The organism is Novosphingobium guangzhouense (assembly GCF_002896965.1).
Classification (GTDB): domain Bacteria; phylum Pseudomonadota; class Alphaproteobacteria; order Sphingomonadales; family Sphingomonadaceae; genus Novosphingobium; species Novosphingobium guangzhouense.
The window spans coordinates 174,576-189,889 of record NZ_LYMM01000073.1; the positions used below are offsets into that span (position 1 = coordinate 174,576).

Genomic DNA, 15,314 nt, shown 5'->3' on the forward strand with positions numbered 1-15,314 from the left:
TTTCCAATCAGGTGGAATCCCCTGATAACTCGGAAAAATGCGGCAAACCAAAAGCTAAACCGCCAGTTCGCGCCATTCGCCCGGCGCGATGCCGTCAAGCGTCCAGTCACCGATGCGCCAACGCACCAGCCGTAAGGTTGGGTGACCGACGGCGGCGGTCATGCGGCGCACCTGCCGGTTGCGCCCCTCGCGCAAGGTCAGTTCGATCCAGCAATCGGGCACGGTCTTGCGAAAGCGCACCGGCGGGGTGCGCGGCCACAGGTCCGGCACATCGATGCGGCGGGCGTCGGCGGGCAGCGTCGGGCCGTCGTTCAGCGTCACGCCCTTTCGCAGCGCCTCCAGCGCGGCCTCGTCAGGTTCACCCTCGACCTGCACGAGATAGGTCTTGGCGACCTTGTAGCGCGGGTTGGAAATGCGGGCCTGCAGGCGCCCATCGTCGGTCAGCAGCAGCAACCCTTCGCTGTCACGGTCCAGCCGTCCGGCGGGATAGACCCCCGGCACCTTCACGAAATCCGAAAGCGTTGCGCGCGGACTTGGTGATTTCAGATCGGTGAACTGCGGCAGGACATCGAACGGCTTGTTGAGGAGGATGAGACGGCTCATGCCGTGCCCTTAGCGCAGGGCACGGCATGACGCACGTCTCATCGGTGGGCGGGCTCTCCCCGCGTCTTCCACAGTGACCAGCCCACGCCACCCGCGATCAGGGCAAGGGTGATGCCAAGGCTGAGCAGCGGCGGGAACTTGGCCCCGCCCAGGACGAAGTCCGCGATCAGGATCTTGCCGCCGATGAATACCAGAACCAGCGCCAGCGCATACTTCAGGTAATGGAAGCGATGCACCATCGCCGCCAGCGCAAAGTAAAGAGCGCGCAGGCCCAGAATGGCCATGATGTTCGAGGTATAGACGATGAAGGTGTCGGTCGTGATCGAGAAGATCGCCGGCACCGAATCGATCGCAAACACCAGATCGGCAAGGTTGATCACCACCAGCGCCAGGAACAGCGGCGTTGCCGCCCAGACCAGACGACCGTTGGAATTGTGCTCCTTCACGAAGAAATGTTCGGCGTGGTGCTGCTTGGTCACGCGCATGTGGCGCGAAATCCAGCGGATCGCCGCATTGTTGCCGATGTCCGGATCATGATCGCTGGTGAACAGCATCTTGATCCCGGTGAAGATCAGGAACCCGGCGAACAGGTACATCACCCAATAGGCATGGGCCACCAGCGCCGCGCCGCCCGCGATCATCAGGCCACGCAGGACGATCACCGCCAAGATACCCCACAGGAGCGCGCGGTACTGGTACTTGGGCGCCACCGCGAAGTAGCCGAAGATCATCGAGATGACGAAGACGTTGTCGATCGAAAGCGCCTTCTCGATGAAGTAGCCGGTGTAATAGTCGATCGCGGGCGCAGAGCCCTTCGCCCACCAGATCCACCCGCCGAAAGCCATGGCGATGCCGATGTAGAAGACCGAAAGCTTCAGCGATTCGGCGATGCCCATTTCCTTGTCGTCCTTGTGCAGGACGCCAAGGTCGAAGGCGGTAAGAAGCAGGACCACGGCGGCAAAGGCCAGCCAGAACCAGGCAGGCGTGCCCAGCCAGTCCATGAACAGAAATTCCATGACGACGTGCCCTTATGCCGGAAACGGAAGAGTGACGGGCTGACCCGGCGCCACAAGACGCGCAAGCGCGTCCTTCAGCCTCAGCTTCCGTGTCGTCATGCGCGCGATCGCAAGCGGATCAGCGGTTCGGGTCGCCTTCATGCGGCGAAGCGCAGCATCAAGCTTCTGGTGCAGCTCTAGCAGGCGGAACATGCGTTCGGTCATTATTGTATCCCTATCGAACGGGTTGCAGTTCGATCGGATGAGCGGTGCCTGAGTTGCGTAAGGAATCGTTGCCGAGACACAATGCTGAACCTGCACCGGGATCACCCGATGCGGTCCGACATCACGCAATGTATGGGACTGTATCCCGATCACATCGCGCCAGAGGGGCCCGGCCCGCAGACTGCTTAATACGACCGAATCGCTCCGCGTTCAACCCATTCGCAAGCTTGTCCGCGGAGCACCGATTGACCCTTGCCCTAAAATCGATATTAAAGTGATATCACTTTTAGAGGGGTGCCACCGATGTCCGATTCGCATCTGCCCATCAACGCCAGCCGGGAGAGCACCGCCTCCACCCAGAGCGGCTACCTGATGCTCGTCGTCTTCCTGGGGTTGCTGGCGGCGATCCTGTTCTGCATCGTCACGCTGGCCAGCGGCAATCCGACGCCGGGAACGGTGCTGGGCTTCCTTGCCTTCATCCTGCCCGCCGTGATCATGAATGTGCTGATCCTTTGCGGTTTCTACATGATCCAGCCCAATCAGGCCGCCGCCATCACGCTGTTCGGCAGCTACAAGGGCACCGACCGCGCCACCGGGCTGCGCTGGGTCTGGCCGTGGATGGGCAAGACCAAGATTTCGGTGCGCGCGAACAACGTCGTGTCGGAAAAGCTCAAGGTGAACGACTTGCGCGGCAACCCGATCGAGATCGCCACCAATGTCGTCTGGCGCGTCGCCGACACCGCGCAGGCGCTCTACGACGTGGACGATTACAAGGCTTTCGTGAACGTGCAGATCGAGGCTGCGGTGCGCTCCATCGGGTCGCGCTATGCCTATGACGATGTCGAGGATGCCGAAATCACCTTGCGCGGCAGCCACGAAGAAGTGAACGCACAGCTGCGCACCGAACTGATCGCACGCCTGCAGGTGGCCGGCATCACGGTGGACGAATGCGGCCTCACCCACCTTGCCTATGCGCCAGAGATCGCCGGGGCCATGCTGCGCCGCCAGCAGGCAGAAGCGGTGATCGGCGCGCGGCGCAAGCTGGTGGAAGGCGCGGTTTCCATGGTGGAAATGGCGCTGGCCCAGCTGTCCGAGAAGAACGTGGTCGAACTGGACGACGAACGCCGCGCGGCGATGGTATCGAACCTGATGGTCGTGCTCTGCGGCGAACGGGATACCCAGCCGGTGGTCAATACCGGCTCGCTCTACTCGTAAGGCGACCGATGGCGTCTCCCGACAAGAAGGCTTTCGCGCTCCGTCTCGATCCGGCGCTTTATGTGGCGCTGGAACGGACGGCTGCGGCCGACTTGCGCTCGGTGAACGCTGAAGTCGAAGTGCTGCTGCGCGAGGCTCTCGCCCGGCGCGGGATCAAGGTGAAACCGGCAGAGCCCGCAAGGCGCGGGCGTCCGCCGAAGGATGGGGACTGACTGCGCCGCGCGCCTACAGCTTGGCGAACAGCGCCACCATCGCCTTCCACGCGCGGTCTGCCTCACCCGGATCGTAGGCCGGGGAATCGGGCACGCACCAGCCGTGGTCGGCGGCGTATACCTCTACCTCGGCCGGGCGCTTCGCCGCATCGGCGGCCTTGCGCAGTTCGGTTTTGGCATCAGGCTGCTTGGCATCGTCATTACGGGCAATGGCGAAGATGTAGCCGGCCTTGGTCTTCGCCAGCAGACGGTGCGGACTGTCGGGCGCGTCGGTGACCATGCCCGCCCCGTGAAGCGAAACTGCCGCCTTCACGCGCCCCGGCACCGCCGCCGCCGCGCGCACGGTGGACGGGCCGCCCATGCAATAGCCGTTGCTGCCGACCCCGCGCCTGGTGTCCACCGCGCCCTGTCCGTCAAGAAACGCGACATAGGCGGTGGCATCGCGGGTGATCGCATCGGGAGTGAGCATCGCACGCATCGGACCGACCTTCGCCTGCCCTTCGGGCGTGCGATATTCGGCGAAGCTCTTCATCACCGGAGCCGGGCCAGAGCGGTAGTACGGATTCACCACCAGCACGGCAAAGCCCTGCGCGGCAAGGCCGCGGGCCATGATCTTCTTGGCATCGCGCAGACCTGCGATGTCGGGCCACATGATGATGGCCGGATACCTGCCCTTGCCCGGATGGACGAAGAAGGCATCGCACACCCCGTCCACCGTGGTGATGGAGACCATGCGCTCGGTCAGTTCGCCCCCGCTCTCGGCCGCAACTGCGCCGCAGCCGGCCAGCGCAAGACCCGCGCCCAGCACGGAGAACGCGCGCCGGTCCAGGCGGCTGAGATCGTCGGCGGTAAGATCGTCACACATGAACTGGCCTTTCGCTGCTTTCCCGCCAAGCCTAGCAGAGCTTCGCGCGACCTCAATCGCCGTTGAAGTTGAGTTCCAGGTTCACGGCATTGGGATCGGCCAGGAACAGCTGCCTGAGGCCGATGTGGGTCAGATCATTGAAGCGGTACTCAAGGCCCAGTTCGTCCAGCTTCGCGCGCGTCGCCGCAAAGCCGCTGCAGCGCAGGGCGACATGGTGAAAGCCGTTGGTCGAGCGGCCCGGCAGGTAATCGTCGTAGCGCCCCGGCGCAGTCGTGCGGTCGACCAGATGGATGATCGGCAACCCCGCCGCATCGCGCATCCAGTAGCCCGCGGTGCCCGCGCGGATAGACGGGTTTTCGCTGCGGATCAGGCCCAGCACGCGTTCGTAGAAGGTGGCGGTCCCTTCCAGATCGTCGGTCAGGATATTGACGTGATCGATGCCGCTGACCTGCATGGTGCCCTCCCGTTGTGCAACAGGAAGTACCCGCTCAGCCCCTCTCCCGCAAGCGGCAGGAAGGCCGGGACCGTCACACCCGCCTCAGCCCCGGAACACCACCGTGCGCGCACCGTTCAGCAGCACCCGGTCCTCCAGATGCAGACGCACCGCCTCGGCCAGCACGCGGCGTTCGATGTCGCGGCCTTTGCGGACCATGTCCTCGGGCGTATCGGCATGGGTCACCGGCTCTACGTCCTGATGGATGATCGGCCCTTCGTCGAGGTCGGCCGTTACGTAGTGCGCCGTCGCGCCGATCATCTTCACCCCCCGCGCATGGGCCTGATGATAGGGCTTGGCGCCCTTGAAGCCGGGCAGGAACGAGTGGTGGATATTGATGCACCGCCCCGAAAGGAAGGCGGCCATTTCGTCCGAAAGGATCTGCATGTAGCGCGCCAGCACGACCAGTTCCGCCCGCGTTTCTTCCACGATGGCGCGGACCTGCGCTTCCTGCGCGGCCTTTTCGCCCTTGGCCATCGGCAGGTGATGGAACGGAATGTCGCCCAGCATCAGCGTGTTGATCGAATCGCGGGGGTGGTTGGAGACGACCCCGACGATATCCATCGCGATTTCGCCGATCCGGTGGCGATAGAGCAGATCGGCAAGGCAATGGTCGAACTTGCTGACCATCAGCAGCACCCGGCGCGGACGATCGCGGCGCTGCATGGACCAGGCCATGCCGTATTCGTGCGCGATCGGGCCAAAGCCTTCGCGGATATCCTCACGATCGGTCGCGCCCGGATCGAAGGCCACGCGCATGAAGAAGCGGCCCTGTTCGAGATCGTCGAACTGCTGCGCCTCGATGATGTTCGCGCCCATCTGTGCAAGGTAGCCCGTCACCCGCGCGACGATGCCGGGACGGTCGGCGCACGAAAGCGCCAGAATGAGCGGGCTGGTCAGCGGTTCGGCCATGTCCTGCGCCCTTACGCTGCGACGCGGTTGGAAAGCGCGGATTCGCTTTCGGCCATGAGCGCGGCGATGATATCGGCTACCGGCTCTTCCTTGCCGACCATGCCGACCGACTGACCCGCCATGATCGAACCATTCTCGACGTCGCCGTCGATCACCGCGCGGCGCAGCGCGCCCGCCCAGAAATGCTCGATCTTGAGCTGGGCCTCACCCATGTCGACCTCTCCGGCGTCCAGGAGACGTGCGACTTCGATCTGCTTGGCGGTGAATTCCTCAGTGCCCTTGTTCTTGAGCGCGCGCACCGGGATCACCGGCAGGCGCGGATCGACTTGCACCGATGCCACGGCATCGCGCGCCGATGCGCGGAAGAACGCCTTCTTGAAGGCTTCGTGCGCGATCGATTCGCTGGCGCAGGCAAAACGGGTGCCCAGCTGTACGCCCGCCGCGCCCATTTCGAGATATCCGGCGATCGCCTCACCACGGCCGATGCCGCCTGCAACGAAGACAAGATTGTCCGCGGCAAGGCTCGGCAGGATTTCCTGCGCCAGCACAGACGTCGAGACGGGACCAATATGGCCGCCCGCTTCAGAGCCTTCGATCACCAGCGCGTCCGCGCCCGAACGCAGCAGCTTCTTGCCAAGTGCCAGCGTGGGAGCAAAGCAGATGACCTTGGCGCCGTTCTCCTTGATTGCCTCTACACTGCCCTTGGGCGGAATGCCGCCTGCCAGCACCACATGCGTGACGCCATGCTTCGCGCAGACGTCGATGAGATCGAAGAGCATCGGGTGCATGGTGATGAGGTTGACGCCAAAGGGCTTCGCCGTCAGCGCCTTGGTCGCGGCGATCTCGGCATCCAGCAGTTCGGGGGTCATCGCACCACAGGCGATCACGCCGAAACCGCCGGCATTGCTGATCGCGGAAACGAGATTGCGCTCGGACACCCACGACATCGCGCCGCACAGGATGGCAGTTTCGGTGCCGAGAAATTCGCAGCCGCGCGCCATCAGCGCGGAAGTCTTGGTATTGGCGGTCATGAAGGTTCCATAGCGCGGATTTTTGTACAGCCGTGCGCCATAGGGTGACGAGCCGCCCCAGACAAGCGGCGAGCGACGGAACCATGGCGGGACATGGGCGTTAGGGTGAGGCACAGTAGCAACGCGACTACACTTAGGGACTTTACCGATATGCATCAGAACGACGAACCGCTGGATGCTGCCGCGACAACGCCTGGCCTCGAAGCGGTCGCCGCGCAAGTTGTGCCGGCTGGTACAGTCATCGACGAGCACCTCTTCGAAGACATTCTCGAACTCGAAGGTGCCCTTCGCCTGAGCACGACCGCGACCGCAGGGATCGGTGCGCCGCGCGCCACGGATATCGAAAAGCTTGCCGACGAACTGCCGCAAGCGATCACCGCGCGTCTGCAGGAATTGGCAGACGGAGTGCGCAGCGCTACCATCGCGGGCGACCTTACGAAGATTCGCGAATGTCATCTCGACGTGATCGATACGCTCGTCGCGTTGCGAGCGGCACTTTGGCCCTTGAAAACCGAAGAATAAGCCAGGTTTCATCGACTTTACCGATTACTCTTACGCGTTCGTATAGCTTCTCCGCCTTTGTGCGCTTCGTTAGGTCTAATGCAGAGCCGCACACGGCGGCCTAAGCCATCCATGACCCAAGGAGAGCCCGCAATGCACGGATCGAACTCTGATGAGCGCAAGTGCCCCTACGGCCACGGCGCCACGCCGCTGACCACGCAGTTCGGCGCGCCGGTCGTCGACAATTCGAACTCCTACACTGCCGGTCCGCGCGGCCCGCTGCTGATGCAGGACGTCTGGCTGATCGAGAAGCTGGCTAACCTGAACCGCGAAGTGATCCCCGAACGGCGTATGCACGCCAAGGGCTCCGGCGCGTTCGGCACCTTCACAGTGACCGGCGACGTGTCGAAGTACACCCGCGCCAAGTTCCTTTCCGAACCCGGCAAGCAGACCGAGATGTTCGCCCGCTTCACCACCGTTGCCGGTGAACGCGGCGCCGCAGATGCAGAACGCGACATTCGCGGCTTCGCGCTGAAGTTCTACACCGAGGAAGGCAACTGGGACATGGTCGGCAATAACACGCCGGTCTTCTTCGTGCGCGACCCGCGCCACTTTGCCGATCTCAACAAGGCGGTGAAGCGCGATCCGCGCACCAACATGCGCAGCGCCACCAACAACTGGGATTTCTGGACCCTGCTGCCCGAAGCGTTCCACCAGGTCACCTACGTCATGGGCGATCGCGGCATCCCCAAGTCCTATCGCCACATGGACGGCTTCTCCAGCCACACCTACTCGTTCTACAACGAGGCGGGCGAGCGGTTCTGGGTTAAGTGGCACTTCAAGACCCAGCAGGGTCACGCGCACTTGACCGACGCTGAAGCCGCTCAGGTCGTGGCCGGCGACCGCGAAAGCCACCAGCGCGACCTCTACGACGCGATCGAACGCGGCGAATTCCCGAAGTGGAAGGTCATGGTCCAGATCATGCCCGAAGCCGAGGCGGAGACGTGCGGCTTCCACCCCTTCGATCTCACCAAGGTCCGGTCGCAGAAGACTTATCCGCTGATCGAAGTCGGCATGATGGAACTGAACCGCAACCCGGAGAACTTCTTTGCGGACGTGGAGCAAAGCGCCTTCGCCCCGTCGAACCTGATCCCCGGCATCGGCGTTTCGCCTGACAAGATGCTGCAGGCGCGCCTGTTCGCCTATTCGGACGCGCAGCGCTATCGCCTTGGCGTCAACCACCACCAGATCCCGGTCAATGCGGCGCGCTGCCCCGTGTTCAACAACCACCGCGACGGTCAGGGCCGGGTCGACGGCAACTATGGCTCGTTGCTGCACTACCACCCGAACTCGTTCGACCAGTGGCAGGGCCAGCCGGAATTCCGCGAACCGCCGCTGCGCCTGTCGGGCGATGCGGATTTCTGGGATTTCCGCCAGGACGATGACGACTACTTCAGCCAGCCGCGCGCGCTGTTCCAGCTGATGGACGATGCGCAGAAGGAGCGCCTGTTCGGCAACACCGCCCGCGCCATGGGCGATGCCCCGGACTTCATCAAGCAGCGCCACATCGACAACTGCACCCGCTGCGATCCGGCCTACGGCGCAGGCGTGGCGGCAGCCCTGGGGATGAGCGTCAGCGCGGAACTGTCACCCCAGCCGGAACTGGCGGACTGATCTGACGCCTGATTGGCCTGACGGCTGAATGAAAAAAGGCCCCGTGCGCGGTGATCCCGCTCACGGGGCCTTCTTCGTGTCTGGCGCTTACTTCGCCACGGTGAAGGTGGCCGCCATGCTGGCTTTCGAATCGCCGCCGACCCACACGTCGAACGCGCTCTCGTCCTGCACCCAGCCCCTGGTTACCGCGCTCCAGTAGCGCAGGTCATCGGCCGTCAGGGTGAACTGCATGTGCTTCGTCTCACCGGGCGCCAGCGCCACGCGGGCGAACTTCTTGAGCTGGCGCACCGGGCGCGATGACGTGCCGACGCGCTGGTGAATGTAAAGCTGCGCCACCTCGTCACCGGCACGCTGGCCGGTGTTGGTAAGGTCGAACGAAACGGTGACCGGCTCACCCGGCTTCACCGAAGCGCGATCCACGGCCAGCTTGCCGTAGGAGAACGTAGTGTAGCTGAGGCCATGGCCGAAGGGCCACGTCGGCGAATTGTCCTCGTTCCAGTAACGCTTGTCGGCGCTGTCCGGCTGGTGAGACGGGAGGTAGGCGTAAGTATAAGGCGCCTGCCCGGCGCTGCGGATCCAACTGAAGGGCAGCTTGCCACCGGGGTTGGCATCGCCCAGCAACAGGTTGGCCACGGCATTGCCGCCTTCCGAACCCGGATACCAAGCTTCCAGCACCGCGCCGGGCCTTGCATCGCCAAGGCTGAGCGGGCGGCCGTTGACCAGCACCACGACCACGGGCTTACCCGTGGCGATCACTGCGTCAAGCAGCGTCTGCTGATGCCCCGGCAGCTTCAGGTCAGAGCGCGAGGCGAATTCGCCGGCCATGTTCTGCGCCTCGCCCAGCACCATCACCGCAACGTCGGACGCCTTCGCCAGATCGACCGCCTTCGCCAGTTCGGCTTTCTCGTCCACGGACGGGTGTTCGCCGGGCTTGTTCATCGCATCGAAGAACGAGGGATTCTTGCGGGTTGGCCAGGCCGTTCCGGCCGCATATCCGACGTTCACGCCCGTCCCCAGCTTGGCCCGCAACCCTGCAAGCACGCTGACGCCGACCGGCTTATTGGACGAAAACACCCAGGGGCCGAGCATGTCGTGCCCTTCATCCGCCAGCGGGCCGATCACCGCTACCGACTTCAGCTTCGCACGGTCCAGCGGCAGCAGGCCGCCAGCATTGGCAAGCAGTACGGCCGAACGCTCCGCCGCAATGCGCGCGACTTCGCGGTGGGCCGGATCGTCGAAGACCTGAGGCACGGCCTTGGCATCGACATAAGGCTTTTCGAAAAGCCCCAGCCGATACTTGGCTTCGAGGAGGCGCAGCACCGGGGTGTCGAGCGCGCTTTCGGGAACTTCGCCGGCCTTCACCGCATCGACAAGCGAGAGCATCGGCGACACCACGCTGGGCACCGACATGGCAAGGTCCATGCCCGCATCCAGCGCGCGCACGGCGGCATCCTTGGGGCTGCCCGCAGCGCCCTGCTTCTCCAGCGAGTTGACGCCGTTGGCATCACTGACGACGAAGCCCTTGAAGCCCCACTCCTTGCGCAGAACGTCGGTAAGCAGCCACTTGTTGGCCGCCGCCGGAACGCCGTTGAGGCCCATGTAGGCACTCATGATGTTCCCCGCGCCCGCATCCAGAGCGGCCTTGAACGGCGGCAGATAGATGTTGCGCAGCTGGTTTTCCGACAGGTCCACTTCGTCATAGTCGCGCCCGCCGAAGGACGCGCCGTAACCGACGAAGTGCTTCGGGCCGGACAGCACGTGGCCCGGCGTGCCGATCGCGCCGCCCTGGAAACCCCGCACTTGCGCCGCGGCCATTGCCGCACCCAGCACCGGATCCTCGCCCGCACCTTCGACCATACGGCCCCAGCGCGGGTCCATGGTGATGTCCACCATCGGCGCGAAAGTCCAGTTGATGCCCACTGCGCGGGCTTCCGATGCCGCAACCGCCTGTCCGCGCTCCGCCGTCGCCGGATCCCACGATGCCGCCATGGCAATCGGCACAGGCATGATCGTGTGCAGCCCGTGGATCACGTCATACCCGATCAGCAGCGGGATGCCGAGGCGGGTCTTTTTCACTGCCAGTTCCTGCAGCTTGTTGATGCGCACCGGATCGGTGACGAACAGCATCGAGCCGACTTCTCCCTTGGCGATTGAGGCGTCGATATCGACCGCCGCCGCCTTGGGGTTTGCAACCGTGGCGCCGCCGAAGTCGAAATACTGGACCAGCTGGCCCGCTTTCTCTTCCAGCGTCATGCGCTTGAGCATCGCTTCGGCCTGCGTGCGCGCTTCGGCCTCGGTCATGACTTTCGTCTCCTTTGCGGCCAGCGGGCCAGCCCCCAACGGAGCCAGCGACGACGTCAGTGCCAAGGCAAGTACCAGTGGGGATAGGCGCAAGGTCGATTACTCCATCGGAATGCTGATCAGGATACTTGTGCACATGCATACCGCTGTTGCGCCGCTTTGACAGCGCTGTATCCGATGCACGGATAGCCGAAACGAAAAAAGGCGACGCTTGCCGCGCCGCCTTTTTCGAATTCTTCGATGCCCCCGATCAGAGGCCGCTGGAAAGCGCCGGATCAGGCCGCCGCGTCAAGCCCGTAGGCGGTGTGCAGCACGCGCACTGCCAGTTCGGTTTCGTCAGTATCGATCAGGACCGAAACCTTGATCTCGCTGGTCGAGATGGCGATGATGTTGATCCCGCGATCGGCCAGGGTCTTGAACATGGTCGCCGCGACGCCCGCGTGGCTGCGCATGCCGACGCCGACGACGCTGATCTTCGCGACGTTGCCTTCCGCGATCATGCGATAGTAGCCGATGGCGTCCTTGCGCTCTTCCAGCAGGGCCTGTGCACGGGCAAGATCGGCCTGCGGAACCGTGAAGGTCACGTCCGTCTCGCCTTTGTCCTTGGCGACATTCTGGATGATCATGTCGACGTTGATGTTCGCCTCGGCCAGCGGGGCGAAGATCGAGGCGACTGCGCCCGGACGATCGGCGATGCGGGTCAGCGTGACCTTGGCTTCATTCTTGTCGGCGGCGATGCCGGTGATGAGCTGGCGTTCCATATCGCTTCCTTCAAGATTAGAGTTGGCAAGTTCTTCGTCGCTGACGATCAGGGTTCCGGGGATGGTATCGGCCGCTGGCGCGTTCTCGTCGATGAACGAGGAGAGCACCTGAACACGTACGTTCTCCTTCATGGCGAGGGAGACGGAACGGGTCTGCAGCACCTTCGAACCAACCGATGCCAGTTCCAGCATTTCCTCATACGTCACCAGCGGCAGCTTGCGCGCTTTGGCAACGATACGGGGATCGGTGGTGTAGACGCCGTCAACGTCGGTGTAGATGTCGCAGCGGTCAGCCTTGACCGCAGCTGCTACCGCCACTGCCGAAGTGTCCGAGCCGCCGCGGCCCAGCGTGGTCACGCGGTTGTCCGGCGAAACGCCCTGGAAACCGGGGATCACGGCGATCTCGCCCGCAGCCATTGATGCGATCACGGCGTCCGAATCGATATCCTCGATACGGGCCTTGGCGTGGGCATCGTCGGTCTTGATCGGCACCTGCCAGCCAAGCCACGACCGCGCCTTGCAGCCCATCGACTGCAGCGTCAGCGCCAGCAGGCCAGACGTGACCTGTTCGCCCGAAGCGACGACCACGTCATATTCGGCCGGATCGTAAAGCGCGTTGGCTTCACGGCAGAAGTTGACGAGCCGATCCGTCTCGCCCGCCATCGCGGAAACCACCACGGCCACTTCGTGCCCGGCTTCCTGCTGGCGTTTGACGATACCCGCCACGCGCCGGATTCGCTCGGACCCGGCCATTGAGGTGCCGCCGAATTTCATCACGATACGTGCCAAGGCGCCGTTGCTCCCCTGCGTAAAAGACCGGCGCGACATGCACCGGTGTGGATAAGAGTCGGCGGCGCTGTTAGGGGGGGATCATGAACAATGCAACTGCCTCGATAACCCCTTCGCGCGCAACAATCGATCCGAAGGAGGCCGCTCACTTTGGCGCTCTTGCGGCGGAGTGGTGGGATCCGAAGGGCAGCTCGGCCATGCTGCACAAGCTGAACCCGGTGCGCCTGGGCTTCATCCGCGAGGCGATCGACGGTCATTTCGGCAGTGATTCGCGCGGCCTGAAGCCGCTTGCCGGCAAGCGTGCGCTCGATGCCGGTTGCGGCGCGGGGTTGCTGTGCGAACCGCTGGCGCGCATGGGCGCGGCGGTGACGGGCGTGGACGCCGCGCCGGAAAATGCCGCCGCCGCCCGCGCCCATGCCGAAGCCGGTGGGCTTTCCATCGACTACCGCGCCGGTGAACTGGGATCGCTGGGCCTCGGTGGTTTCGACCTTGTCTGCTCGCTGGAAGTGATCGAGCACGTGACCGACAAGGCTGCCTTCATCGGTCACCTTTCCGCCGCCATGGCGGATGACGGGCTGATGATCCTCTCCTGCCCCAACCGCACCGCCCGATCGCGCGTGCTGCTGGTCGAGGCGGCAGAGCGGCTTGGCCATGTCCCCAGGGGCACTCACGAATGGAGCCAGTTCGTCACGCCCGAGGAACTGCATGATCTGGCCGCAGGCGCCGGGCTGGACCTCGGCACCCCGCGCGGAATCGCCTGGTCACCACTCAAGGGCCTGCACCTGTCGGACGATCTGGCGCTGAACTTCATTGCGACGGCGCGCAGGAAGTAAGCTCCATCCCTGCCCTGTCAGCCTTGCGCCAGCAGCCCTTCGATCGCCGCTAACGCCTTGGCCTCACGCTCGGCCCAGGTTCCGGCGATGCGCACGAAGGGCACGTCGGCGCGCACCAGCATCTCTTCGGCCAGCATGGAAAAGCGGGCGCGGGTATCGTCGGTGCCGAAGAAGCGGGTGCCGTCTTCCTGCCAGGGCACGTCCGGTTCGAACAGCAGGTAAAGGTCGGCCCTGGGATAAGCCAGCAGCGCCTCGGGCACTTCGCCGAACAGCATTTGCGCCCAGGCAGCGGTCATCAGCTGGTCGGTGTCGAACAGCAGCACCGGCGCGCCGTCATCGTCGGCAAGCGCGCGGCGATTGTGCCGCGCCTGCCCTTCGGCAATGACGAGAAGATCGGTCATCGTCAGGTCAATGCCGTTCTCCTCGCAATACGTACGGCCATATTCCGGCACGAAGGGCCAGCCGCGCGTAACGAGCAGCCGCTCGCACAGCACGGATTTCCCCGTGCTCTCAGCACCATGCAGGCACACTGTCTTCGGAACGGTCTTCATGCCTGCTTTCTGTAGGCGACGATCCATTCCCGCAAGGCCAGCACCGACATCAGGAGAAATACTACGTAGAGCCCGGCCGTCGCGAACAGGCCCTTATGGACGTAGACCGCGACCGACGCGATATCGACAGCGATCCACAGCACCCAGTTCTCGATACGGCGGAACGCCAGCAGGATTTGTGCCGCGATGCTTGCCCCGGCGATGGCCGTATCGGCATAAGGCAGCGATGCGTCGGTAAACCGATGCATCACCCAGCCAAGGTTCAGCGAAAGCGCCGCCGTCGCGGTCAGCCAGACAGCGCGACCCATATTGCTCAGCAGGCCCACCGGCACGCGATCGTCGCCCTCTGCGCCAGCTTTCGCCGCCCGCAGCCAGAGCAGCCAGCTCCACCCTTGCGCGACGAAGAAGAACACCTGCAGCCCCGCTTCTCCGTAAAGCTTCGCCTCGAAGAACACGATGACGTAAAGCGCCACCATGGCCATACCGAACGGATAGTTCCACACGCTGCGCCGCACCAGCAACGCAATGTTGGCAAGGCCAAGCGCGGCCGCGATCCATTCGACGGCGTTCATTGATGCGGCTTCCGGCTCAGGCCCCCAATCAGACGAACGCCGCCGCCCATTCCGGCTCCTTGAAGCCGACAAGGACGCCGCCGGGATATTCCACCAGCGGCCGCTTGATCATGCTGGGATTGGCGACCATCAGCGCGATCGCCTTCGCAGCATCAAGGTCGGCCTTGTCGGCATCAGGCAGCTTGCGGAACGTGGTTCCGGCGCGGTTCAGCACCTTGTCGAGCCCGGCCGCGTCGATCCATGCCGCCAGCTTGTCAGGGTCTACCCCTTCCTTCTTGTAATCGTGGAAGGTGTAGGAAATCGCGTTCGCGTCCAGCCAGACGCGCGCCTTCTTCACGGTGTCGCAGTTGGGGATGCCGTAGAATTCAAGGCTCACGATTCGGTTTCCCTTTCGAAGTGATGCACGCGCGGTTCGTTGCAGGCGAAGGCAGTGTAGCTCTGATAGTAATGTTCCCGTCCCTTGGCCTGCACGGCGGCATGGGCGGAAACCCGGCGCCATGCCAGCGCGGCGGCTTCGTCTTTCCATTCGGACAACGCGATCACCTCGCCATCGTCGCTGGCGTAGCTCTTGAAGGAAAGGAAGCCGGGTTGTTCACGGGCGAGAGCATCCATGGCCTCTGCATCGGCAGAATAGGCGGCGGCGTCAATGTCGGCACGCTTGCGATTTCGGAAGACTACCAGGAACATGGCCGCGCTCTTGGAACTTCGCGGATCATTGCGCAAGCATGCGCTTCGCAGCCCATGCTGGACAATCCGAAGATTGCGCGCCAAGGCGCGAGAC

The 15,314-nt window shown here is 63.9% G+C and carries 18 protein-coding genes; 5 read left to right on the forward strand and 13 right to left on the reverse strand.

Going from position 1 to position 15,314, the window contains the following annotated elements:
- Window positions 1-54 precede the first annotated feature (54 nt).
- Genes A8V01_RS23785 through A8V01_RS23795 form a run of 3 tightly spaced genes read right to left on the reverse strand, consistent with a single transcriptional unit; the run spans window position 55 to window position 1,823 of the window.
- Window positions 55-603 carry a pseudouridine synthase gene (locus A8V01_RS23785; protein ID WP_103098723.1) on the reverse strand — a complete coding sequence of 183 codons (549 nt, stop codon included), beginning with the start codon at window positions 601-603 and terminating at the stop codon, window positions 55-57.
- Between the two features lie 38 nt (window positions 604-641).
- Window positions 642-1,619, reverse strand: coding sequence for a TerC family protein (locus A8V01_RS23790; protein ID WP_103098724.1), 978 nt, complete (start codon window positions 1,617-1,619; stop codon window positions 642-644).
- A gap of 12 nt (window positions 1,620-1,631) precedes the next feature.
- Window positions 1,632-1,823 carry an HP1242/YdcH family protein gene (locus A8V01_RS23795; RefSeq protein ID WP_103098725.1) on the reverse strand — a complete coding sequence of 64 codons (192 nt, stop codon included), beginning with the start codon at window positions 1,821-1,823 and terminating at the stop codon, window positions 1,632-1,634.
- A 303-nt stretch (window positions 1,824-2,126) separates the two neighbouring features.
- Here A8V01_RS23795 and A8V01_RS23800 point away from each other — a divergent pair, with 303 nt between their 5' ends.
- Complete coding sequence (locus tag A8V01_RS23800) at window positions 2,127-3,038, forward strand: SPFH domain-containing protein (RefSeq protein ID WP_103098726.1); 912 nt, start codon at window positions 2,127-2,129, stop codon at window positions 3,036-3,038.
- An 8-nt stretch (window positions 3,039-3,046) separates the two neighbouring features.
- Window positions 3,047-3,250: a type II toxin-antitoxin system antitoxin gene (locus A8V01_RS23805; RefSeq protein ID WP_103098727.1), complete on the forward strand. Its 204-nt coding sequence runs from the start codon at window positions 3,047-3,049 to the stop codon at window positions 3,248-3,250.
- 13 nt (window positions 3,251-3,263) lie between these two features.
- Here A8V01_RS23805 and A8V01_RS23810 read toward each other — a convergent pair whose 3' ends face one another.
- The 4 genes from A8V01_RS23810 to A8V01_RS23825 form a co-directional block, all read right to left on the reverse strand.
- On the reverse strand, window positions 3,264-4,115 hold the full coding sequence (locus A8V01_RS23810; RefSeq protein WP_103098728.1) for a dienelactone hydrolase family protein: 852 nt from the start codon (window positions 4,113-4,115) through the stop codon (window positions 3,264-3,266).
- A 52-nt stretch (window positions 4,116-4,167) separates the two neighbouring features.
- Window positions 4,168-4,569 (reverse strand): VOC family protein, encoded by a 402-nt coding sequence (locus tag A8V01_RS23815; protein WP_103098729.1) that lies wholly within the window; start codon window positions 4,567-4,569, stop codon window positions 4,168-4,170.
- Window positions 4,570-4,653: 84 nt separating this feature from the next.
- Window positions 4,654-5,508, reverse strand: coding sequence for a formyltetrahydrofolate deformylase (purU, locus tag A8V01_RS23820; protein ID WP_103098792.1), 855 nt, complete (start codon window positions 5,506-5,508; stop codon window positions 4,654-4,656).
- 23 nt (window positions 5,509-5,531) lie between these two features.
- On the reverse strand, window positions 5,532-6,551 hold the full coding sequence (locus tag A8V01_RS23825) for an NAD(P)H-dependent flavin oxidoreductase (protein WP_103098730.1): 1,020 nt from the start codon (window positions 6,549-6,551) through the stop codon (window positions 5,532-5,534).
- A gap of 150 nt (window positions 6,552-6,701) precedes the next feature.
- On the opposite strand from A8V01_RS23825, the gene A8V01_RS23830 reads away from it, so the two are divergent.
- Complete coding sequence (locus A8V01_RS23830; protein ID WP_103098731.1) at window positions 6,702-7,073, forward strand: hypothetical protein; 372 nt, start codon at window positions 6,702-6,704, stop codon at window positions 7,071-7,073.
- Between the two features lie 132 nt (window positions 7,074-7,205).
- Entirely contained in the window at window positions 7,206-8,726 is a 1,521-nt protein-coding gene (locus A8V01_RS23835; RefSeq protein WP_103098732.1) for a catalase, read from the forward strand.
- A gap of 87 nt (window positions 8,727-8,813) precedes the next feature.
- Here the strand turns inward: A8V01_RS23835 and A8V01_RS23840 are convergent, their stop codons facing one another.
- Both A8V01_RS23840 and A8V01_RS23845 read right to left on the reverse strand, forming a co-directional pair.
- Window positions 8,814-11,027, reverse strand: a complete 2,214-nt coding sequence (locus A8V01_RS23840; protein ID WP_103098733.1) for a glycoside hydrolase family 3 N-terminal domain-containing protein — start codon at window positions 11,025-11,027, stop codon at window positions 8,814-8,816.
- Window positions 11,028-11,302: 275 nt separating this feature from the next.
- A complete protein-coding gene (locus tag A8V01_RS23845) occupies window positions 11,303-12,577 on the reverse strand; it encodes an aspartate kinase (protein ID WP_103098734.1) in 1,275 nt (424 codons plus the stop codon).
- A gap of 83 nt (window positions 12,578-12,660) precedes the next feature.
- Here A8V01_RS23845 and ubiG point away from each other — a divergent pair, with 83 nt between their 5' ends.
- The gene (ubiG, locus tag A8V01_RS23850; RefSeq protein WP_103098735.1) at window positions 12,661-13,410 is read left to right on the forward strand and encodes a bifunctional 2-polyprenyl-6-hydroxyphenol methylase/3-demethylubiquinol 3-O-methyltransferase UbiG; all 750 of its coding nucleotides are present in this window, start codon (window positions 12,661-12,663) and stop codon (window positions 13,408-13,410) included.
- A gap of 17 nt (window positions 13,411-13,427) precedes the next feature.
- On the opposite strand, the gene A8V01_RS23855 is transcribed toward ubiG, so the two are convergent.
- From A8V01_RS23855 to A8V01_RS23870, 4 genes are read right to left on the reverse strand one after another with little or no spacing between them, the layout of a single operon-like run.
- Window positions 13,428-13,961: an AAA family ATPase gene (locus tag A8V01_RS23855; RefSeq protein ID WP_103098736.1), complete on the reverse strand. Its 534-nt coding sequence runs from the start codon at window positions 13,959-13,961 to the stop codon at window positions 13,428-13,430.
- Complete coding sequence (gene pnuC, locus A8V01_RS23860; protein WP_103098737.1) at window positions 13,958-14,533, reverse strand: nicotinamide riboside transporter PnuC; 576 nt, start codon at window positions 14,531-14,533, stop codon at window positions 13,958-13,960. Before pnuC ends, A8V01_RS23855 begins: the two co-directional genes overlap by 4 nt.
- A 28-nt stretch (window positions 14,534-14,561) precedes the next feature.
- The gene (locus tag A8V01_RS23865) at window positions 14,562-14,909 is read right to left on the reverse strand and encodes an arsenate reductase (RefSeq protein WP_103098738.1); all 348 of its coding nucleotides are present in this window, start codon (window positions 14,907-14,909) and stop codon (window positions 14,562-14,564) included.
- The gene (locus A8V01_RS23870) at window positions 14,906-15,220 is read right to left on the reverse strand and encodes an antibiotic biosynthesis monooxygenase family protein (protein ID WP_103098793.1); all 315 of its coding nucleotides are present in this window, start codon (window positions 15,218-15,220) and stop codon (window positions 14,906-14,908) included. The genes A8V01_RS23865 and A8V01_RS23870 overlap by 4 nt, the downstream gene beginning before the upstream one ends.
- Between the last annotated feature and the right edge of the window lie 94 nt (window positions 15,221-15,314).